The organism is Pantoea sp. C8B4 (assembly GCF_051336905.1).
Taxonomy (GTDB): domain Bacteria; phylum Pseudomonadota; class Gammaproteobacteria; order Enterobacterales; family Enterobacteriaceae; genus Pantoea; species Pantoea rwandensis_B.
In genome coordinates this window covers 12,414-31,985 of sequence record NZ_JBGMNK010000020.1, presented here as the reverse complement: position 1 = coordinate 31,985, position 19,572 = coordinate 12,414, and the positions used below count along the sequence as shown (strand labels likewise).

Genomic DNA, 19,572 nt, shown 5'->3' with positions numbered 1-19,572 from the left:
TAAAAAATGTTCTACCCGATTAACGAAATGTTCCAGACCCTGCAGGGCGAAGGATTTTACACCGGTGTTCCGGCGCTGTTCATCCGCTTACAGGGATGTCCGGTGGGCTGTAGCTGGTGTGATACCAAGCATACGTGGGAAAAACTGGCCGATCGGGAGACCTCGCTGGGCGATATTCTGGTGAAAACCGTGGAGAGTGATGCCTGGGGCAGTGCCGATGCGGCGATGCTGATTGAGACTATTCAACGTCAGGGCTGGACTGCACGCCATGTGGTGATCACCGGTGGCGAACCGGCTATTTTTGATTTGCGCCCGTTGACCGAGGCGTTGGAAGCGGCCGGTTTCGAGTGCCAGATTGAGACCAGTGGTACGCATGAAGTGCACTGTTCTGACGCCACATGGGTGACAGTTTCACCGAAGGTGAATATGCGCGGTGGTTATGATGTGCTGCCGCAGGCGTTGCAGCGTGCCGATGAGATTAAACATCCAGTGGCGCGTGAGCGAGATGTGGAAGCCTTGGATGGGCTGCTGGCAGGCTTGCATGATGACAAGAAGCGCATCGTGGCACTGCAACCGATCAGTCGTGGCGATGCGGCCACCAAACTGTGCATTGAGACCTGCATTGCGCGTAACTGGCGCCTTTCGATGCAGACACATAAGTATTTGAATATCGCCTGATGAATTCGGTGCGCATCAATGCGCACCCGGCGAAATTTGCACCGATTCCGCAAGGTCGCTATTTATGGCGACCTTGTTCAAGCCCGTACCGGTGCAGCCGAACGTATTACTGCTTCGCTTTATACGCGTCGAACGCCTGTTTGATCTCAGCTTTGGCTTTCGCCGCATCCTCAAAACCATTCAGCTCAACTTTTTTACGACCATCTGGCAACTGCTTATACACGCGGAAGAACGCCTGCAGACGCTCTTGCTCCATCTTCGGCAGGTCTTTCATCTCTTTGATGTCGTCATAGGTTGGGTCGATTTTGCTGGTTGGAACCGCAACAATCTTGTCGTCCACTTCGCCACCATCAATCATTTTCAGCACGCCAATCGGGCGCAGTTTGATCAGTGTGCCCGGTTGCAGTGGCGCGCGGGTGTAGAAGATCACGTCCAGCGGATCGCCATCACCGCCCAGCGACTGAGTCAGTGAACCGTAGTTCGCCGGATAGGCAACCGGCATCGACTGGAAACGGTCAGCAACGATGAAACCGGTTTTCGCATCGGTTTCGTATTTAATCATCCCGCCTGCAGGAATCTCAGTCACGGCATAGAACTCATCCGGGACTTTCTCTGGCTGCGGAAAATCCAGTACGTTTTGCGCCTGAGCGGCAGCAGAGGCTGAAACAAGCAAAGCAATGACAGAAAGACGTTTAACGAAGTTCATTGTTGATTCTCTTGATCTTTAATGAAGGAGACAACAACGTAGAGGGGACAGATGACAGCGAGATGAAGTGAACGTAAAGAAGCGTATAGCAGGAAAGTCAGGCTGCACAGCGGCAGCCCGTTAACAGTGATTAACCTTTATAAGTACACCCAGCGGTACAGGTTTCTTTGATCATCACTGCACTCAGTTCTGGCAGGATCGGCTTCATCTGATCCCAAATCCATTTTGCCAGCACTTCGCTGGTTGGATTTTCCAGGCCTGGAATATCATTCAGATAGTGATGATCGAGACGATCATAAATCGGCATAAACGCCGCTTTCAGTTCGGCAAAATCCATTACCCAACCGGTATGCGCATCCACTTCACCGGTGATTTCTAATCGCACCAGGAACGAATGGCCATGCAGACGACCACATTTATGCCCTTCAGGCACATGCGGCAGGCGGTGGGCAGATTCGAACTGGAACTCTTTAAACAGCGTGGTAGACATAATGGCTCTCAGACTTAAAAACCGCCGAATTCTACCTGAATCACAGATTTTTCGCACCCGCTTACGATGAAAAGGGCATTTTGCGCACGCCCATGCCGCAACAAGTTGATTAACGTATTGAATAAACGCATCTTTATTTACCACTTTTGCCGATTAACATTACCCGAAAAACCACTTAGTCATTTTGGTTATTAATTATGTCGAAGGCGTATTTAATCGTTAATATACAGCCCGGTAACCTACCCACTCTTCCGCCATATATCGGTCCGGACTTCAGACACTGGAATTTTTAACGCGATGACGACTCAGGCACCAGGTTCAATGCTTCCGCTTAATCCGGAGCAACTCGCGCGCTTACAGGCAGCGACCACGGATTTTAACACCACTCAGATGGCCTGGCTTTCCGGCTACTTCTGGGGCATGGTCAACCAGACGCCGGGCGCCGTTGCCGCACCTGCGCCGGTGCAGGCCGAGGTGCCAACCATCACGCTGATCTCCGCATCGCAGACCGGTAACGCACGTCGCCTGGCTGAACAGCTGCGTGACGACCTGTTGGCCGCTAAGCTGAGCGTTAATCTGGTGAACGCCGGTGACTACAAGTTTAAGCAAATCGGTCAGGAGAAATTACTGGTTGTTGTCACTTCCACTCAAGGTGAAGGTGAGCCACCAGAAGAAGCCGTGGCGTTGCACAAATTCCTGCTGTCGAAAAAAGCGCCGAAATTTGCTGCTGGCGCCGCGTTTGCGGTGTTCGGCCTCGGCGATACCTCTTACGAATTCTTTAGCAAAGCCGGTAAAGATTTTGATGAGCGCCTGGCGGAACTGGGTGCAGAACGCCTGCTGGATCGTGTTGATGCCGATGTGGAATACAAAGAGCAAGCTGCGGCCTGGCGTCAACAGCTGACCGAGATTCTGAAAGCGCGCGTGCCAAGTGAGCCTTCAGTAGTGGCGGCCGTGACGGCTTCCGGTGCTGTGAATGACATTCACAGCAGCCCTTACACCAAAGAAGCGCCGCTGACCGCCAGTTTTGCCGCTAACCAAAAAATTACCGGTCGCGATTCGGATAAAGATGTTCGCCATATCGAAATCGATCTGGGCGATTCTGGTCTGCGCTATCAGCCCGGCGATGCGCTGGGAGTGTGGTTTGAGAATGACGCCGAACTGGTGCAGGAACTGCTGCAACTGGTGTGGCTGAAAGGCGATGAGCCGGTTGAGGTTAACGGTGAAAACCTGCCGCTGGCTGAAGCGCTGCAAAAGCATTATGAATTGACGGTGAACACGCCGCAGATCGTTGAACAGTATGCTGCGCTGTCACGCAATGATGCGCTGCTGGCGCTGTCGGGTGATAAACCGAAATTACAGAGCTATGCGCAGAGCTTCCCGATTGTCGATATGGTGCGTCAGGCACCCACTGAACTCAATGCAGAACAGCTCACTGGTCTATTGCGTCCTCTCACACCGCGCCTCTATTCGATTGCTTCATCGCAAGCGGAAACGGATACCGAAGTACATATTACTGTCGGTGCGGTGCGTTACGAGATTGATGGTCGTCAGCGCGGCGGCGGTGCTTCAACCTGGCTGGCAGATCGTATCGAAGAAGAGGGAGACATCCGCGTGTTCATCGAACACAACGACAACTTCCGCTTGCCGGCGAATCCGGAAACTCCGGTGATCATGGTCGGCCCCGGCACGGGTATCGCGCCGTTCCGTTCCTTTATGCAGCAGCGTGATAACGACGGCGCAGGCGGCAAAAACTGGCTGTTCTTTGGTAATCCGCACTTCACCGATGATTTCCTCTATCAGGTGGAATGGCAGAAATACGTCAAAGACGGTTTGCTAACCAACATTGATTTAGCGTGGTCACGCGACCAGGCTGAGAAAATATACGTACAAGATAAAATCCGCGCCAAAGGGGCGGAAGTGTGGCGCTGGATTGAAGAAGGCGCGCACCTTTACGTCTGCGGCGACGCTAATCGCATGGCGAAAGACGTTGAGCAGGCATTACTGGATGTGGTGGTCGAACACGGCGGCATGGATCGTGAAACGGCTGACGAATTTTTAAGTGAGCTGCGCATTGAGCGCCGTTATCAGCGAGACGTTTACTAATGAGCGAAAAACATCCTGGACCGCTGGTCGTTGAAGGCAAGCTGACCGACGCAGAGCGTCTGAAAAAACAGAGTAACTATCTGCGCGGCACCATTCTCGAGGATCTCGATGATGGCCTGACCGGCGGCTTCAGTGGCGATAACTTCCTGTTGATCCGTTTCCACGGCATGTACCAGCAGGACGACCGCGATATTCGTGCGGAGCGTGCGGCGCAGAAACTTGAGCCCCGCCACGCAATGATGCTGCGTTGCCGCTTGCCGGGCGGCATCATCACGCCAACCCAGTGGCTGGCGATTGATAAGTTCGCCACCGACAAAACCATTTATGGCAGCATCCGTCTGACCAACCGTCAGACCTTCCAGTTTCACGGCATTCTGAAAAAGAACGTGAAGCCAACGCACCAGATGCTGCACGAAGTTGGCCTCGATGCATTGGCAACGGCGAATGACGTTAACCGTAACGTGCTCTGTACCTCGAATCCGGTCGAGTCGGAACTGCACCAGGAAGCCTACGAGTGGGCGAAAAAGCTCTCTGAGCACCTGCTGCCGCAAACCCGCGCATACGCTGAGATTTGGTGGGATAAAGAAAAAGTTGCCACGACGGATAAAGAGCCGATTCTGGGCGAAACCTATCTGCCGCGTAAGTTCAAAACGACCGTGGTGGTGCCACCGCATAACGATGTCGACCTGCATGCGAATGACCTGAACTTCATCGCCATTGCTGAGAACGGCAAGCTGATTGGCTTTAACCTGTTGGTTGGCGGTGGGTTGTCGATCGATCACGGTAATAAAGCGACTTATGCGCGTACTGCGAGTGAGTTTGGCTTCCTGCCAGTAGAGAAGATCCTTGATGTGGCGGCTGCGGTAGTGACCACGCAGCGCGACTGGGGGAACCGTACCGATCGTAAAAATGCCAAAACCAAGTACACGCTGGAACGTGTGGGTGTCGAAACCTTCAAAGCGGAAGTTGAAAAGCGTGCTGGCCTGACGTTTGAACCGATTCGTCCTTACGCGTTTACCACGCGTGGTGACCGCGTTGGCTGGGTGAAAGGCATTGATAAGAAATGGCATCTGACGCTGTTTATTGAAAACGGCCGTCTGCTGGATTATCCAGGCCGTCCGCTGAAACGCGGCATCGCTGAAATTGCCAAAATTCACCAAGGCGATTTCCGCCTGACTGCCAACCAGAACCTGATCGTGGCCGGTGTGCCCGAGAAGCAAAAAGCGCAGATCGAAGCTATCGCCCGTGAACACGGTTTGATGGAAGTGGTGACGCCGCAGCGTGAAAACTCCATGGCCTGTGTGGCTTTCCCAACCTGCCCATTAGCGATGGCCGAAGCCGAACGCTTCCTGCCTTCGTTTGTGACCAAGGTTGAAGAGATCATGCATAAGCACGGCGTCGGTGAAGAGCACATAGTGTTACGCGTTACCGGTTGCCCGAACGGCTGTGGCCGTGCTTTGCTGGCTGAGTTAGGTTTGGTGGGTAAAGCACCAGGCCGTTACAACTTACACATTGGCGGCAATCGCATGGGTACACGCATTCCACGTATGTACCGCGAAAACATCAACGAAGGCGAAATTCTGGCCAGCATCGACGAATTGGTGGCGCGCTGGGCAACCGAGCGTCAGGCCGATGAAGGCTTCGGTGACTTCGTGATTCGCGCTGGCATCATCAAAGCCGTGGTGGATCCCGCCCGTGATTTTTGGGACTCGGAGGCAGTATGACGGTACTTGATCTCGCAGCACTGAATAGTGGCAGCAAAGTCGATCGCATCATGGCATTGGCCGAAAGCAACGTGCAGCTGGAGAAACTCTCCGCTGAGCAACGCGTGAACTGGGCGCTGGAGAATATGCCGGGTGCGTTCGTGCTGTCCTCCAGCTTTGGTATTCAGGCGGCGGTTCTGCTGCATATGGTGACGCAGCAGAAACCGGATACGCCGGTGATCCTGACCGATACCGGCTATCTGTTCCCGGAAACTTACCGCTTTATTGATGAGTTGACTGAGAAGCTCAATCTCAATCTGCAAATCTTCCGTGCTGAGACTTCTCCAGCATGGCAGGAAGCGCGCTACGGCAAACTGTGGGAGCAGGGCGTCGAGGGGATTGAGCAGTACAACCAAATCAACAAGGTCGAACCGATGAATCGCGCGCTGGAAACCCTGGGTGCGCAGACCTGGTTTGCGGGTCTACGCCGTGACCAGTCAGGCAGCCGCGCCAGTTTGCCGGTACTGGCGGTGCAGCGCGGTGTGTTCAAGATTCTGCCAATCATTGACTGGGATAACCGTCAAGTGCATCAGTATCTGAAGCAACATGGCCTCAAGTATCATCCGCTGTGGGACGAAGGTTATTTGTCAGTGGGCGATACGCACACCACTAAGAAGTGGGAACCGGGCATGGCAGAAGAAGAGACACGCTTCTTTGGCCTGAAGCGCGAGTGCGGATTGCACGAAGGTTGATGCATCAATAAAAGGGTAGCGGCGTGATTTATCGCGCCTCCCTGCAGCGCCTCTAACGCTGACAGGTACACGATAAATCGTGCCGCTACTATGTCGTCCTTAAATCCCTTTTAACCCTTCAAACGCCTCCGCTGCACGCGTCACGTTCACTTTTGTCACGTCATAATGCGCCACCGCGACAAAAGGATCTTCCGCGAGGATAGTATCCAAACGGGCGCGATCCATCTCCTTCACCAGCACCATGCCGCCGGTGCGCGGATCTTTACGGCCTGCTGCAATAAAGTCACCGCTGTCAAAGTATCGATCCAGCCACTCAATGTGTGGCGCCAGCAGCGCATCGGCTTCTTCTGCCGGACGGAAATAGTTGAGATACACCACGTACATAGCAAATCCTTAAGTTGTTGGGTTAGCCAGCTCGGTGACCAGCGGCAGTAAGATCTTCACGCTATCACGCGTGCGTTGCGTAATCCGGCCCGGTAGCCAGCGATCCAGATAATTGAGGTTATCACGGTCGGTTTGGTGGCGTACGTTGCCCTCCGGGAAGTGGCTACTGTGCGCCCGCTGCTGCTGTCCGTCTTTGTTACCCAGCGCCCAGTTGGCGGCAGTGACATCCAGCAGCGGCATGCCGGCTTTATCAAAGGGATTCACGCCCGGATAGTCGCGTGCCGTCAGCGTGTGGCTGGCGGCGGAAATACCGTAGCGATGTGCGAGCTGCACGGCGCGTGCGCTGGTCTGCTTGCGTACCGCAGAGGGCGTATTGGCACCACTGTTAAAATAGAGGTGATCGCCGACGATCAGGCTGTTGAGATCAATCACCAGCAGCGTGTTCTTTTTCTCCTGCGCGCTCATGCGCGACAGGTAGTCATCCATCCCGTGCAGCCCGGCTTCACCAGCGCTAAGCGCGACAAAGCGCACGCCGTAGTGCAGTGGCGTTTTACTCAGCTGTTGCGCCAGTTCCAGCATCACACCCAGACCGGATGCATTGTCGTCCACACCTTGTAAACGCAGGCCGCCCAGATTGCTATCCGCTTCATGGCGGCTGAGAGGCGTCCAGGTATCGAGATGCGTGACGATCAGGATTTCTTGTGGCACCGCACCGCTGCGCGCGGCGATCACCGACGTGGCGGAGACTTTACGTGCGCGGGTTTCGCCCTTGCGCTCTAACCAGTTGTAGCTGGTATTGAACTGGCGGGTATTACTCTTATAGCCAAGCTCGGTGAATTGCTGCTGCAAATAGTCGGCCGTCATCAGCTCAGCAGGGCTGCCGCTCATACGGCCAGGGAAGTAGGTGGCGATGTGGCGTAGCTGCTGTTCGGCAAAATGCCCTGGCGCGTAGCTTGCAGCATGGGCAAAGAGAGGCAAACCGCCCGCGATCAGTGCAGCCAGCACGGTGCGGCGGAGAGTGGCAAACATAGTAATTGTCCTTTTATGTCATCCCGTGATGCTAAAAAAATTCCGGGTTAGTATGAAACTGTGACCGCGATTGCACAATTTGAATTGCTCCGAAACACCAGCAATATCATCTGTTAAGCACAAATTGTTATCAGCAATCCTGGGGCGTTATTCCATTCGGTAACTACTAATGCCAATTCGTAATTTCATCTGCCAGAAGGTGGGAAAGTATAGTCGCGTTAACTTATTGTAAAACTAACAAGGTTAACGTGGATTATCTGCCTCTCTTTGCCGATCTCAAAAACCGTCCAGTGCTGGTTGTTGGCGGTGGTGAAATCGCGGCGCGTAAAATCGAACTGCTGCGACGTGCCGGTGCGCGTGTGCTGATAGCAGCGCGCGACCTCGGCCATGAGTTGCAGGCGCTGCTGGAAATCGATGCCATTGAGTGGATTGCACATCACTTCGATCCAGTTCAACTGGATGGCGTCTTCTTAGTCATCGCTGCCACTGATGATAACGCGCTCAATGCGCAGGTTTTTGATGCCGCCAATGCCCGCCACAAGCTGGTCAACGTCGTCGACGATCAGCCCAAGTGCAGTTTTATCTTCCCTTCAATTGTCGATCGCTCCCCGTTGGTGGTGGCGATCTCCTCCAGTGGTACCGCGCCGGTGTTGGCTCGTTTACTGCGTGAAAAAATTGAGTCGTTGTTACCTGCCAATCTCGGCCAGATGGCTGAAGTGGCGGGACAGTGGCGTGACAAGGTTAAACAGCGCTATCACAGCATGTCGGAACGTCGTCGTTTTTGGGAGCGGGCATTTAACGGTTTGTTCGCCAGCCAGATGTCAGCCGGAAACGTCAATGAAGCCCGCCGCACGCTGGACCGCGAGTTAGAGAACAGCAGCGACAACCAGGGTGAAATCACGCTGGTGGGCGCGGGTCCAGGTGATAGCGGTTTACTGACGTTACGTGGCCTGCAGGTGATGCAACTGGCGGATGTGGTGCTGTATGACCATCTGGTGAGCGACGAAGTGTTAGAACTGGTGCGCCGTGATGCCGACCGCATCTGCGTCGGTAAACGCGCTGGAGCACACTCCGTATCTCAGGAAGAGACCAATGCGATGCTGGTCGAGCTGGCGCAGCAGGGTAAACGCGTGGTGCGTCTGAAAGGTGGCGATCCCTTTATCTTTGGTCGCGGCGGCGAAGAGTTGCAGGCGGCGAAGGCAGCGGGCATTCCGTTCCAGGTGGTGCCGGGCATTACCGCAGCGGCGGGTGCCACCGCCTATGCCGGGATTCCGTTAACCCATCGCGATCACGCGCAGAGCGTGCTGTTTGTCACCGGCCACTTACGCAGTGATAGCGAAGGCATCGACTGGCCAACTCTGGCGCGTGCGCGTCAGACCTTAGCGATTTATATGGGCACGTTGAAAGCGGCAGAAATCGCGGCGGGCCTTATCGAACATGGACGCGCGGCTTCCACGCCAGTGGCAGTAATTGGCTGTGGCACGCGACAGGATCAGCAAGTGCTGACCGGAACATTAGATCAACTAGAGGCGCTGGCAGTGGCCGCGCCCACGCCAGCACTCATCGTGATTGGCGAAGTGGTGAATTTACACGGGCAATTAGCCTGGTTCCAACATTCGGCACAGCAGGGGGCTCGCGAGTCCGCCGTTGTCAATTTGGCTTGAGGAAAAATTATGGACCAAAATCGTCTTACTCATCTGCGCCAACTGGAGGCAGAGAGTATCCATATCATCCGCGAGGTGGCGGCCGAGTTCAGCAACCCGGTGATGATGTACTCCATCGGTAAAGACTCCTCGGTGATGCTGCATCTGGCGCGTAAGGCCTTCTATCCTGGCACGCTGCCATTTCCGCTGCTGCACGTTGATACCGGCTGGAAATTCCGTGAAATGTACGAGTTTCGCGATCGCACTGTGAAAAACATGGGCGCGGAACTGCTGGTTCACCGTAACCCGGAAGGCGTGGCGATGGGCATCAACCCGTTCGTCCACGGTAGCGCCAAGCACACCGACATCATGAAAACCGAGGGGCTGAAACAGGCGCTGAATAAGTACGGTTTTGATGCTGCCTTTGGTGGTGCACGTCGTGACGAAGAGAAGTCACGTGCCAAAGAGCGTATCTACTCGTTCCGCGACCGTTTCCATCGTTGGGATCCGAAAAATCAGCGTCCAGAGCTGTGGCATAACTACAACGGCCAGATCAACAAAGGCGAGAGCATTCGCGTGTTCCCACTCTCCAACTGGACTGAGCTGGATATCTGGCAGTACATCTTCCTGGAAAACATCGAAATCGTGCCGTTGTACCTTGCTGCGCCGCGTCCGGTGTTGGAGCGCGATGGCATGCTGATGATGATTGATGACGATCGCATTGATCTGCAGCCTGGCGAAGTGATCAAACAGCGTATGGTGCGTTTCCGTACCCTCGGCTGCTGGCCGCTGACCGGTGCTGTCGAATCCGAAGCGCAAACGCTGCCGGAAATTATTGAAGAGATGCTGGTCTCCACCACCAGTGAACGCCAGGGACGCGTGATTGACCGCGACCAGGCCGGTTCGATGGAAATGAAGAAACGTCAGGGTTATTTCTAAGGAGACGCAGATGAATACCGTAATTGCACAACAGATTGCCGATCAGGGCGGAGTCGAAGCTTGGCTGACCGCGCAACAACACAAAAGCCTGCTGCGTTTCCTGACCTGCGGTAGCGTCGACGACGGCAAAAGTACGCTGATTGGTCGCCTGCTGCACGATACCCGTCAGATTTATGAAGATCAGCTCTCTTCGCTGCACAACGACAGCAAGCGTCACGGCACCCAGGGCGAGAAACTCGATCTGGCGCTGCTGGTGGATGGCCTGCAGGCCGAGCGTGAGCAGGGCATCACCATCGACGTGGCGTATCGCTACTTCTCCACCGAGAAACGCAAATTCATCATCGCGGATACGCCGGGACATGAGCAGTACACCCGTAACATGGCGACTGGCGCATCCACTTGTGATCTGGCGATTCTGCTGATCGATGCGCGCAAAGGCGTGCTGGATCAGACTCGTCGTCACAGCTTTATCTCGACGCTGCTGGGTATCAAGCATTTGGTCGTCGCCATCAACAAGATGGATTTGGTGGATTACAAGCAGGAGACTTTTGAACAGATCAAACAGTCTTACCTCGATTTTGCTGGTCAGCTGCCGGAAGATCTCGATATTCGCTTTGTGCCGATGTCTGCGCTGGAAGGCGATAACGTGGCGACGCCAAGTGTGACCATGCCATGGTACAGCGGCCCGACGCTGCTTGACGTGCTGGAAACCGTGGAACTGAACCGCGTGGTGGATCATCAGCCGATGCGCTTCCCGGTGCAGTATGTGAACCGTCCAAACCTCGATTTCCGTGGTTATGCCGGTACGCTGGCATCGGGCACGGTGCAGGTGGGACAGCGCGTAAAAGTGCTGCCATCTGGCGTCGAATCAACGATTTCGCGCATTGTGACTTTTGACGGTGATTTGCAGGAAGCGGCAGCGGGTGAAGCCATTACGCTGGTGCTGAAAGATGAGATCGACATCAGCCGTGGCGACCTGTTGGTCGATGCCGCTGCTGAGTTGCAAGCGGTGCAATCTGCCACGGTTGATGTGGTATGGATGGCAGAACAGCCGCTACAGCCGGGTCAAAGCTACGAAGTAAAGATTGCCGGTAAGAAAGCGCGTGGTCGTATCGAGAAGATCATCCATCAGGTGGAGATCAACACGCTGGAAAAACGTGCGGTGGAAAGCCTGCCGCTGAACGGTATCGGCCTGGTCGAAATCACGTTTGATGAGCCGATGGTACTGGATGCGTATCGCCAGAACCCGGTCACGGGCGGCATGATCTTTATCGATCGCCTGAGCAATGTCACCGTCGGTGCGGGGATGATCAATCAACCGCTGACGGATGTGCGCGGGCAAGCCGGTCAATACAGTGAATTTGAGCTGGAGTTGAATGCACTGGTGCGTCGTCATTTCCCACACTGGAATGCGCGCGACCTGCTGGGTGGCAAGTAATGGCCCAACACGACGAAAACGTGGTGTGGCATGACCATCCGGTGACCCGAGAAGAGCGGGAACAGCAGCACGGCCATCAAGGCGTGGTGCTGTGGTTTACCGGGTTATCAGGCTCGGGAAAATCCACGGTGGCCGGTGCGCTGGAGCAGGCGCTGCATCGCGCGGGCGTCAGCACCTATCTGCTGGATGGCGATAACGTGCGTCACGGCCTGTGCCGTGACCTCGGCTTCAGTGATGACGATCGTAAAGAGAACATCCGGCGCGTAGGAGAAGTGGCGAAACTGATGGTGGATGCCGGTTTAGTGGTATTAACCGCCTTTATTTCGCCGCATCGCGCGGAGCGTCAGATGGTGCGTGATTTGCTCGGCACCGGGCAGTTTGTCGAAGTGTTTGTCGATACGCCGCTGGTCGTGTGTGAAGCGCGTGACCCCAAAGGTTTGTATAAAAAAGCGCGTGCCGGTGAGCTGCGCAATTTTACCGGTATCGACAGTGTTTATGAGGCGCCAGACGCGCCGGAAATTCACTTAGATGGCGAACAATTAGTTACAAACTTGACCGCCCAATTGTTAGACCTCCTGCGTCACCGCGATATCATCAGATCCTGAACCGACAGCGGCAAATCTCGTGTGGTTTGCCGCTTTTTAGCGTCAACAGGATCTCTATGCAGAACGTTACCCCCATGCTGGCACGTAAAGATGAACGCACCCCGGATGAGTCCCGCTCATCACTGCCGGGCGGCGTGATTGGCTTTCTCTCGTACTGGTGCGCGCTGGCGATTCCGTTCATGCTCTACGGCTCCAATACGCTGTTCTTCTTTCTCTACACCTGGCCTTTCTTCCTCGCGTTGTTACCGGTTTCGGTCCTGATTGGCATCGTACTGAGCTTAATGATTCGTGGGCGCTTGTTCTGGAGTGGGGTGATCACCGCGATTGTTGTTGTCTGCCTATTCTGGCTGCTGTTCTCATTTCTCTCTGGTTGGTAACCCGTACCTGATGTGCAAACGCATCGGCAGGTTACAAAACTTTACCTGCCGTCCCGCTTTTAGCCTTGTCGTTTTTTGTACAGACAATCGTCTGCTGCTGGCATTTTCACTGTCACTGTGGAGTCCTGTGCGAAGTTATGGGATGATTGGGCCGTTTTTCAGGGGGCGGGGATGGGAAAACTGACGTTACTGTTGCTCGTGCTGCTGGGATGGCTCCAATATTCCTTGTGGCTGGGTAAGAACGGTATTCATGACTATACGCGCGTCAATGAAGACGTCGCGTCGCAACAGGCGAATAACGCCAAACTCAAAGCACGTAACGATCAGTTGTTTGCCGAAATTGATGACCTCAATGGCGGTTCAGAAGCAATTGAGGAACGTGCACGTAATGAACTGGGTATGATTAAGCCCGGTGAGACTTTCTATCGTCTGGTGCCAGACCAGAATAAACGTAACGCGCAACAAGCTGCGCAAAATCAACAACGATAAACCATGAACAACCTCTCTTCCCTTGCGGACGTGATTGCCGTGGTGCCTGCCGCAGGCGTGGGCAGCCGTATGCAGGCTGCCTGCCCAAAACAGTATCTGACCATTGGTCAATTTACCCTTCTTGAACACAGCGTTGCGCGCTTGCTGGCTCATCCAGCCGTTAAACAAGTGATCGTGCCCATCAGTCCTGATGATGGCTGGTTTGATTCGCTGCCATTGGCGCAGGATTCTCGCGTACTGCGCGTGACAGGTGGCGACACGCGTGCGGAGTCGGTGCTGGCAGGTTTGCAGGCAATTAAACATAGCGAATGGGTACTGGTGCACGATGCCGCGCGGCCATGCTTACACCCGGATGACCTGGCACGCCTGCTGGCGGTTCGTGAACACAGCAAAGTCGGGGCGATTCTGGCGGCACCGGTGCGCGACACCATGAAGCGTGCTGAACCCGGTAAAGCGGCGATTGCGCATACCGTTGAACGCGAAGATCTCTGGCACGCACTCACGCCACAATTTTTCCCGCATCAGCTGCTGGAGGCGTGTTTAACGCGTGCACTTCATGAAGGCGCTACCATTACCGATGAAGCGTCGGCGCTGGAATATTGCGGCTATCATCCAGAGCTCGTTAGCGGACGCAGCGACAACATTAAGGTGACGCGGCCAGAAGACCTGGCGCTGGCGGCCTTCTATCTAACCCAGATTCAGTTAAAGGAGAGCGCATGATGCGTATCGGTCACGGTTTTGACGTTCACGCTTTTGGCGGCGAAGGTCCGTTAGTGATTGGCGGGGTGCGTATTCCCTTCGAACACGGTTTTATTGCCCATTCAGATGGCGATGTTGCCCTGCATGCATTAACGGATGCGCTGCTCGGCGCGGTGGCGATGGGCGATATCGGTAAGCTATTCCCGGACACCGATCCCGCCTTCAAAGGGGCGGACAGCCGTGGCTTGCTGCGTGAAGCCTGGCGTCGCATCCAGCAGAAAGGTTATCGCATTGGTAACGTCGACGTGACCATCATCGCGCAAGCGCCAAAAATGTTGCCGCATGTGCCGCAGATGCGCGTCAACATCGCCGAAGATCTGGGCTGCCATATGGATGATGTCAACGTCAAAGCGACCACGACCGAGAAGCTCGGCTTTACCGGCCGTGGTGAAGGCATTGCCTGTGAAGCCGTGGCGCTGCTGGTGAAGGCCGATTAAGTATGAGTGAACTGCTTTACCTGCACGGCGTTCCGAGCGCCACCGGCGTGATCAAGGCCAATCCCGAAGATTTCGTGGTGATTGAAGACCTCGGCTATCCCTATGATGGCGAAGGCGAGCAGGTGCTAGTGCGCATCCGCAAGATCGGTTGCAATACGCGCTTTGTCGCTGAAGCAATCGCGAAATTCCTCGGTGTGCATCAACGTGATATGAGCTATGCCGGGATGAAAGACCGCCATGCGGTGACCGAGCAGACGCTGTGTTTCCGCGTGCCGGGTAACGCGATGCCGAATTTGACCGGTTTCCAGCTGGAAGGCGTGGAAATTCTGCAGGTGATCCGCCATAAGCGCAAATTGCGCACTGGCGCGCTGGCGGGGAATGCGTTCCGCTTGGTTGTGCGTCAGATTTCGGATCGCGCTGAAGTGGAAGCGCGCTTGCAGCATATCCAGCAAAGCGGCGTGCCTAACTACTTTGGTGAACAACGCTTTGGTCGCGGCGGCAATAACCTGACGCAGGCAAAATTGTGGGCAGAAGATAAGTTCCGCCCGCGCGATCGCAGCATGAAAGGTATTTTGCTGTCCGCAGCGCGCAGCCAGCTGTTTAATCAGGTCACCAGTGCGCGTTTGCAGCGTGATGGCGTGTTGGATCAAGTGCAGGCGGGCGATGCGCTGCAGCTGGCCGGACGCGGCAGCTGGTTTGTGGCGCAGGCGGAAGAGTTGGCGGAATTGCAGCAGCGGGTGAATGATCATGAACTGCGCATCACCGCGCCGCTCGCCGGACGAGGTGAGCTGGGCCCCCAGGGAGACGCGCTGGCCTTTGAGCAGGCTAATCTCGCACCTGCTGCGGATTTGCTGGCGCTGCTCGAGCGTGAACGCGTTGATGCGGCACGCCGCGCTATGCTGGTGGTGCCGAAAGATCTGCGCTGGAACTGGTGGGATGACGTGACGCTCGAGATGCAGTTTTGGCTGCCAGCCGGGAGTTTTGCCACCAGCGTGGTGCGCGAACTGCTGAGTAACGGTGCCGCTGCGCCTATCAGCGAGGAATAACCCCACTTTACCCGGCCTTGACGCCGGGTAAATCTTTGCTCCGGCTGCGTAATGTTGCGGCAAACGCCGGAAGTTCCGTGATTTACGCCTACCACTTCCCGCGCCTCACCGCTAGAATGCAAACATCTTCGTCTCGCCAGATCTTCTTTATTCGGCACCCTAACAGCGGATGCCAGGCGAGTTGAGGGCCAGTTGAATGAACAAAGGTCAGGAACAGATGCGGATATTGCTCAGCAACGACGATGGAATTCATGCCCCCGGCATTCAGACGCTGGCTCGCGCACTGCGTGAGTTTGCGGAGGTGCAGGTTGTCGCGCCCGATCGCAATCGAAGTGGCGCATCAAATTCCCTGACGTTAGAAACCCCGCTGCGTACCTTTACCCATGAGAATGGTGACATCGCCGTACAGATGGGTACGCCGACGGATTGTGTGTTTCTCGGGGTTAACAAACTGATGCAGCCACGTCCGGACATTGTGGTTTCAGGCATCAACGCCGGCCCCAATCTGGGTGATGACGTGATTTACTCAGGCACCGTGGCCGCCGCAATGGAAGGGCGCCATCTCGGACTGCCCGCGCTGGCGGTCTCACTCAATGGCCATCAACACTATGCCACCGCAGCGGCGGTGACCTGCACACTGCTGCGTGCGCTGTCCCGCGCACCGCTGCGCACCGGGCGTATCCTGAATATCAACGTGCCTGATCTACCGCTATCGGAAATCAAAGGTTTTCGTGTGACACGCTGTGGCAGCCGTCATCCTGCCGATCAGGTGATTTGCACGGAAGATCCGCGCGGCCATACGCTGTACTGGATTGGCCCACCGGGGGATAAACTGGATGCGGGCCCCGATACCGATTTCGCGGCGGTGGATGCAGGTTATGTGTCGCTAACGGCACTGCATGTCGATCTCACTGCACATGCGGCACAAGAAGTATTACGCGACTGGTTAATCGAGGCTGAGGTAAATCTGGCATGGTGAACCGCCGCATCGAAACGCTGTTAGAGCAGCTGCGTGCCCAGGGAATTCACGATGAGCACTTGCTTAAAGCCATCGCCGATGTCCCGCGTGAACGCTTTATCGATGAGGCGTTTGAGCATAAAGCCTGGGAAAACGTTGCGCTGCCGATTGGCAGTGGGCAGACGATTTCACAGCCCTACATGGTGGCGCGGATGACCGCGTTACTTGAACTGAACCCGGAATCGCGCGTGCTGGAAATCGGCACCGGTTCGGGCTATCAGACCGCTATTCTGGCCCATCTTGTTAATCACGTTTATTCCGTGGAACGCATCAAAGGGTTGCAGTGGCAGGCCAAGCGCCGCCTGAAACAACTCGACCTGCACAATATTTCGACGCGCCATGGCGACGGCTGGCAAGGCTGGGCAGCGCGTGGCCCGTTTGATGCCATCATTGTCACCGCTGCACCCCCTGAAATTCCGACTGCGCTGATAGCGCAATTAGGTGAGGGTGGCAAAATGGTGCTGCCAGTAGGCGAAGATCAGCAGGTCTTAAAGCGTTTACATCGCCAGGGTGATGAATTAATTGAAGAAATCATCGAACCTGTCCGCTTTGTGCCGCTAGTTCAGGGCGATCTGGCCTGAGCCATTGCTACGTAAATCTTCACAACTGTTACATGGCATGGCGCAGTTGATATTGTTACTATCCTTGTTAATCAATGTGAAAGACCGTATTTCGCCTGTTGCGCAGTGAATAATGCGGTCACATCCACGACACAGTTACATCCAGGTTTGCCATAACGGGGGATCAATGAGCACGGGAAGCACAGTATTTCAATTACGCCGTTTGGCGGCACTTTCACTGGTAGGTTTTTGGCTGGCGGGCTGTAGCTCAGGCGACAACACGCAGGCTCCGATAAGCCAGATTGGCGGCGGCGGGGACAGCGGTATGATGTCCTCAGGCGGCGGCATGACGTCTGCACCCAGCAGCGGTGGCATGCTCTCATCGCAGAACAGTACCGTACCCGCCATGCCACACGGCGGAATGTTAAGCGGCGGTACACCATCGGCTGCACCCTCCGGTGGAATGGTTAGTGGCAATAATAATGTTGTCACGCAAAATGGTCGTATCGTGTACAACCGTAATTATGGGAATATTCCTAAAGGTAGTTACGGTGGTGAGACTTACACCGTTAAACGTGGAGATACCCTGTTCTATATTGCCTGGATTACCGGCAATGACTTCCGCGATCTGGCGCAACGCAATAACGTCCCGGCCCCGTATGGCCTGGAAGCCGGGCAAGTCTTGCAAGTTGGTAACGGTAATGGCCAGACCATCACCGGTGGCAATGCGATAACCGCAGCGGACGCCACGCAGGGCGGGGTGCCGGTTGCATCCAACCAAACGCAAATTAAATCGGCCCCTGTTGCACAGCAACCTGTTATTACGTATTCTGATGATTCGGGTTCGACAGGCGGTAAAATGCTGCCGTCGAAAGGAGCAAATAATGTGGCAACGACCACAGCTCCGGTTACCGCACCGCCTACAGTCAGCAGCACGACAAATAGCACAACCCCAGTGGGAAGCTGGCGTTGGCCGACTGATGGGAAGATCATCGATAACTTCTCCGCTGCGGAAGGCGGAAACAAAGGGATCGATATCGCCGGTTCGCGTGGACAACCTGTTGTCGCCACTGCTTCAGGAAGGGTGGTATATGCAGGCAACGCGCTCCGTGGGTACGGTAATTTAATCATCATCAAACACAATGATGATTATCTGAGTGCTTACGCCCATAACGATTCCATGCTGGTCCGGGAACAACAGGAAGTTAAGGCGGGGCAAAAAATCGCTACCATGGGTAGTACCGGAACCAGTTCGGTAAGATTACATTTTGAAATTCGTTACAAGGGGAAATCCGTAAACCCGTTGCGTTATTTACCGCAGCGATAATCCGGCAGAACCTTAGGTGTTCTGCCCTTGGATCACGGGTAGGAGCCGCTTATGAACCAGAATACGCTGAAAGTTAACGAGTTACATGAAGATGCGGAATTCGAGGAGAACGGAGCTGAGGTTTTTGATGAGAAGGCTCTCGTTGAGAACGAACCTGGTGATAACGAAGTAGCTGAAGAAGAGCTGTTGTCACAGGGTGCGACGCAACGCGTTTTGGATGCGACGCAGCTTTACCTTGGTGAGATCGGTTACTCTCCACTACTGACGGCGGAAGAAGAAGTGTTCTTCGCTCGTCGTGCACTACGTGGTGACATTCCTTCTCGCCGCCGCATGATTGAAAGTAATTTACGCCTGGTGGTGAAAATTGCCCGTCGTTATAGCAATCGTGGTCTCGCACTGCTGGATCTGATTGAAGAGGGTAATCTCGGCCTGATTCGTGCCGTGGAGAAGTTTGACCCAGAACGTGGGTTCCGTTTCTCAACATACGCCACCTGGTGGATTCGTCAGACTATTGAACGGGCGATCATGAATCAAACCCGTACTATTCGTCTGCCGATCCACATCGTTAAAGAGTTGAATGTTTATCTGCGTACCGCGCGCGAACTTTCGCACAAGCTTGACCATGAGCCGAGTGCTGAAGAGATTGCCGAGCAGTTAGACAAGCCGGTTGATGATGTAAGCCGTATGCTGCGTCTCAACGAGCGTATTACCTCGGTTGACACACCGCTGGGTGGAGATTCCGAAAAAGCGCTGCTGGATATCCTGGCCGATGAAAAAGACAACGGCCCGGAAGACACCACGCAGGACGATGATATGAAACAAAGCATCGTTAAGTGGTTGTTTGAATTGAATGCCAAGCAGCGTGAAGTGCTAGCGCGTCGTTTCGGCCTGTTAGGCTATGAAGCGGCAACGCTGGAAGATGTGGGCCGTGAGATCGGGTTGACCCGTGAGCGCGTCCGTCAGATTCAGGTTGAAGGTCTGCGTCGTCTGCGTGAAATCCTGCAGACTCAGGGCCTCAACATTGAAGCACTGTTTCGCGAATAAGCCGTAACCGGCAATAAAAAACGGTGACCCCTGGGTCACCGTTTT

Annotated in this window: 21 protein-coding genes; 17 read left to right on the top strand and 4 right to left on the bottom strand. The window is 54.9% G+C overall.

What is annotated here, in order from left to right:
- The first annotated feature begins 6 nt into the window (after nt 1-6).
- Nucleotides 7-678: a 7-carboxy-7-deazaguanine synthase QueE gene (gene queE, locus ACCW76_RS18985; protein ID WP_436339765.1), complete on the top strand. Its 672-nt coding sequence runs from the start codon at nt 7-9 to the stop codon at nt 676-678.
- Between the two features lie 106 nt (nt 679-784).
- On the opposite strand, the gene ACCW76_RS18980 is transcribed toward queE, so the two are convergent.
- Together ACCW76_RS18980 and queD are read right to left on the bottom strand one after the other, a co-directional pair.
- Complete coding sequence (locus tag ACCW76_RS18980) at nt 785-1,384, bottom strand: inorganic diphosphatase (protein WP_436339763.1); 600 nt, start codon at nt 1,382-1,384, stop codon at nt 785-787.
- 130 nt (nt 1,385-1,514) lie between these two features.
- Nucleotides 1,515-1,877, bottom strand: a complete 363-nt coding sequence (gene queD / locus ACCW76_RS18975) for a 6-carboxytetrahydropterin synthase QueD (protein WP_176505758.1) — start codon at nt 1,875-1,877, stop codon at nt 1,515-1,517.
- A gap of 294 nt (nt 1,878-2,171) precedes the next feature.
- Between queD and cysJ the strand changes: the two genes are divergently transcribed.
- Genes cysJ through ACCW76_RS18960 form a run of 3 tightly spaced genes read left to right on the top strand, consistent with a single transcriptional unit; the run spans nt 2,172 to nt 6,432 of the window.
- Nucleotides 2,172-3,977 (top strand): NADPH-dependent assimilatory sulfite reductase flavoprotein subunit, encoded by a 1,806-nt coding sequence (gene cysJ, locus ACCW76_RS18970; RefSeq protein WP_436339761.1) that lies wholly within the window; start codon nt 2,172-2,174, stop codon nt 3,975-3,977.
- Complete coding sequence (cysI, locus tag ACCW76_RS18965) at nt 3,977-5,701, top strand: assimilatory sulfite reductase (NADPH) hemoprotein subunit (RefSeq protein WP_436339760.1); 1,725 nt, start codon at nt 3,977-3,979, stop codon at nt 5,699-5,701. Before cysJ ends, cysI begins: the two co-directional genes overlap by 1 nt.
- Nucleotides 5,698-6,432, top strand: coding sequence for a phosphoadenylyl-sulfate reductase (locus tag ACCW76_RS18960; RefSeq protein ID WP_436339759.1), 735 nt, complete (start codon nt 5,698-5,700; stop codon nt 6,430-6,432). The genes cysI and ACCW76_RS18960 overlap by 4 nt, the downstream gene beginning before the upstream one ends.
- Nucleotides 6,433-6,531: 99 nt before the next feature.
- On the opposite strand, the gene ACCW76_RS18955 is transcribed toward ACCW76_RS18960, so the two are convergent.
- Together ACCW76_RS18955 and ACCW76_RS18950 are read right to left on the bottom strand one after the other, a co-directional pair.
- Nucleotides 6,532-6,816 carry a YciI family protein gene (locus ACCW76_RS18955; RefSeq protein ID WP_038645154.1) on the bottom strand — a complete coding sequence of 95 codons (285 nt, stop codon included), beginning with the start codon at nt 6,814-6,816 and terminating at the stop codon, nt 6,532-6,534.
- Nucleotides 6,817-6,825: 9 nt separating this feature from the next.
- A complete protein-coding gene (locus ACCW76_RS18950; RefSeq protein WP_038645156.1) occupies nt 6,826-7,845 on the bottom strand; it encodes an aminopeptidase in 1,020 nt (339 codons plus the stop codon).
- 248 nt (nt 7,846-8,093) lie between these two features.
- Between ACCW76_RS18950 and cysG the strand changes: the two genes are divergently transcribed.
- The 13 genes from cysG to rpoS all read left to right on the top strand — a co-directional run bounded on the left by cysG (nt 8,094) and on the right by rpoS (nt 19,527).
- Nucleotides 8,094-9,509 (top strand): siroheme synthase CysG, encoded by a 1,416-nt coding sequence (gene cysG / locus ACCW76_RS18945; protein WP_038645158.1) that lies wholly within the window; start codon nt 8,094-8,096, stop codon nt 9,507-9,509.
- A 9-nt stretch (nt 9,510-9,518) separates the two neighbouring features.
- Nucleotides 9,519-10,427, top strand: a complete 909-nt coding sequence (gene cysD, locus ACCW76_RS18940; RefSeq protein WP_034823008.1) for a sulfate adenylyltransferase subunit CysD — start codon at nt 9,519-9,521, stop codon at nt 10,425-10,427.
- 10 nt (nt 10,428-10,437) lie between these two features.
- The gene (gene cysN, locus ACCW76_RS18935) at nt 10,438-11,865 is read left to right on the top strand and encodes a sulfate adenylyltransferase subunit CysN (RefSeq protein ID WP_045816431.1); all 1,428 of its coding nucleotides are present in this window, start codon (nt 10,438-10,440) and stop codon (nt 11,863-11,865) included.
- Nucleotides 11,865-12,470, top strand: coding sequence for an adenylyl-sulfate kinase (cysC, locus tag ACCW76_RS18930; protein WP_436339757.1), 606 nt, complete (start codon nt 11,865-11,867; stop codon nt 12,468-12,470). The genes cysN and cysC overlap by 1 nt, the downstream gene beginning before the upstream one ends.
- A 56-nt stretch (nt 12,471-12,526) precedes the next feature.
- Nucleotides 12,527-12,847: a DUF3561 family protein gene (locus ACCW76_RS18925; protein ID WP_058961495.1), complete on the top strand. Its 321-nt coding sequence runs from the start codon at nt 12,527-12,529 to the stop codon at nt 12,845-12,847.
- Between the two features lie 171 nt (nt 12,848-13,018).
- A complete protein-coding gene (gene ftsB / locus ACCW76_RS18920) occupies nt 13,019-13,336 on the top strand; it encodes a cell division protein FtsB (RefSeq protein ID WP_007893240.1) in 318 nt (105 codons plus the stop codon).
- 3 nt (nt 13,337-13,339) lie between these two features.
- A complete protein-coding gene (ispD, locus tag ACCW76_RS18915) occupies nt 13,340-14,056 on the top strand; it encodes a 2-C-methyl-D-erythritol 4-phosphate cytidylyltransferase (protein WP_436339755.1) in 717 nt (238 codons plus the stop codon).
- A complete protein-coding gene (gene ispF, locus ACCW76_RS18910) occupies nt 14,056-14,532 on the top strand; it encodes a 2-C-methyl-D-erythritol 2,4-cyclodiphosphate synthase (RefSeq protein ID WP_045816453.1) in 477 nt (158 codons plus the stop codon). The genes ispD and ispF overlap by 1 nt, the downstream gene beginning before the upstream one ends.
- A gap of 2 nt (nt 14,533-14,534) precedes the next feature.
- Nucleotides 14,535-15,578, top strand: coding sequence for a tRNA pseudouridine(13) synthase TruD (truD, locus tag ACCW76_RS18905; protein WP_436339754.1), 1,044 nt, complete (start codon nt 14,535-14,537; stop codon nt 15,576-15,578).
- 217 nt (nt 15,579-15,795) lie between these two features.
- The gene (surE, locus tag ACCW76_RS18900; RefSeq protein WP_200681242.1) at nt 15,796-16,557 is read left to right on the top strand and encodes a 5'/3'-nucleotidase SurE; all 762 of its coding nucleotides are present in this window, start codon (nt 15,796-15,798) and stop codon (nt 16,555-16,557) included.
- The gene (locus ACCW76_RS18895; RefSeq protein WP_038645170.1) at nt 16,551-17,177 is read left to right on the top strand and encodes a protein-L-isoaspartate(D-aspartate) O-methyltransferase; all 627 of its coding nucleotides are present in this window, start codon (nt 16,551-16,553) and stop codon (nt 17,175-17,177) included. Before surE ends, ACCW76_RS18895 begins: the two co-directional genes overlap by 7 nt.
- Nucleotides 17,178-17,343: 166 nt before the next feature.
- Complete coding sequence (nlpD, locus tag ACCW76_RS18890) at nt 17,344-18,483, top strand: murein hydrolase activator NlpD (protein WP_436339753.1); 1,140 nt, start codon at nt 17,344-17,346, stop codon at nt 18,481-18,483.
- A gap of 51 nt (nt 18,484-18,534) precedes the next feature.
- A complete protein-coding gene (gene rpoS / locus ACCW76_RS18885) occupies nt 18,535-19,527 on the top strand; it encodes an RNA polymerase sigma factor RpoS (protein ID WP_034822992.1) in 993 nt (330 codons plus the stop codon).
- Nucleotides 19,528-19,572: the final 45 nt, after the last annotated feature.

What these genes read in the sequence shown, in the direction of transcription:
- queE (WP_436339765.1), top strand. Translation starts at nt 7, where the DNA reads ATGTTCTACCCGATTAACGAAATGTTCCAGACCCTGCAGGGCGAAGGA.
- ACCW76_RS18980 (WP_436339763.1), bottom strand. Translation starts at nt 1,384, where the DNA reads ATGAACTTCGTTAAACGTCTTTCTGTCATTGCTTTGCTTGTTTCAGCC.
- cysJ (WP_436339761.1), top strand. Translation starts at nt 2,172, where the DNA reads ATGACGACTCAGGCACCAGGTTCAATGCTTCCGCTTAATCCGGAGCAA.
- cysI (WP_436339760.1), top strand. Translation starts at nt 3,977, where the DNA reads ATGAGCGAAAAACATCCTGGACCGCTGGTCGTTGAAGGCAAGCTGACC.
- ACCW76_RS18960 (WP_436339759.1), top strand. Translation starts at nt 5,698, where the DNA reads ATGACGGTACTTGATCTCGCAGCACTGAATAGTGGCAGCAAAGTCGAT.
- ACCW76_RS18955 (WP_038645154.1), bottom strand. Translation starts at nt 6,816, where the DNA reads ATGTACGTGGTGTATCTCAACTATTTCCGTCCGGCAGAAGAAGCCGAT.
- ACCW76_RS18950 (WP_038645156.1), bottom strand. Translation starts at nt 7,845, where the DNA reads ATGTTTGCCACTCTCCGCCGCACCGTGCTGGCTGCACTGATCGCGGGC.
- cysD (WP_034823008.1), top strand. Translation starts at nt 9,519, where the DNA reads ATGGACCAAAATCGTCTTACTCATCTGCGCCAACTGGAGGCAGAGAGT.
- cysN (WP_045816431.1), top strand. Translation starts at nt 10,438, where the DNA reads ATGAATACCGTAATTGCACAACAGATTGCCGATCAGGGCGGAGTCGAA.
- cysC (WP_436339757.1), top strand. Translation starts at nt 11,865, where the DNA reads ATGGCCCAACACGACGAAAACGTGGTGTGGCATGACCATCCGGTGACC.
- ACCW76_RS18925 (WP_058961495.1), top strand. Translation starts at nt 12,527, where the DNA reads ATGCAGAACGTTACCCCCATGCTGGCACGTAAAGATGAACGCACCCCG.
- ftsB (WP_007893240.1), top strand. Translation starts at nt 13,019, where the DNA reads ATGGGAAAACTGACGTTACTGTTGCTCGTGCTGCTGGGATGGCTCCAA.
- ispD (WP_436339755.1), top strand. Translation starts at nt 13,340, where the DNA reads ATGAACAACCTCTCTTCCCTTGCGGACGTGATTGCCGTGGTGCCTGCC.
- ispF (WP_045816453.1), top strand. Translation starts at nt 14,056, where the DNA reads ATGCGTATCGGTCACGGTTTTGACGTTCACGCTTTTGGCGGCGAAGGT.
- truD (WP_436339754.1), top strand. Translation starts at nt 14,535, where the DNA reads ATGAGTGAACTGCTTTACCTGCACGGCGTTCCGAGCGCCACCGGCGTG.
- surE (WP_200681242.1), top strand. Translation starts at nt 15,796, where the DNA reads ATGCGGATATTGCTCAGCAACGACGATGGAATTCATGCCCCCGGCATT.
- ACCW76_RS18895 (WP_038645170.1), top strand. Translation starts at nt 16,551, where the DNA reads ATGGTGAACCGCCGCATCGAAACGCTGTTAGAGCAGCTGCGTGCCCAG.
- nlpD (WP_436339753.1), top strand. Translation starts at nt 17,344, where the DNA reads ATGAGCACGGGAAGCACAGTATTTCAATTACGCCGTTTGGCGGCACTT.
- rpoS (WP_034822992.1), top strand. Translation starts at nt 18,535, where the DNA reads ATGAACCAGAATACGCTGAAAGTTAACGAGTTACATGAAGATGCGGAA.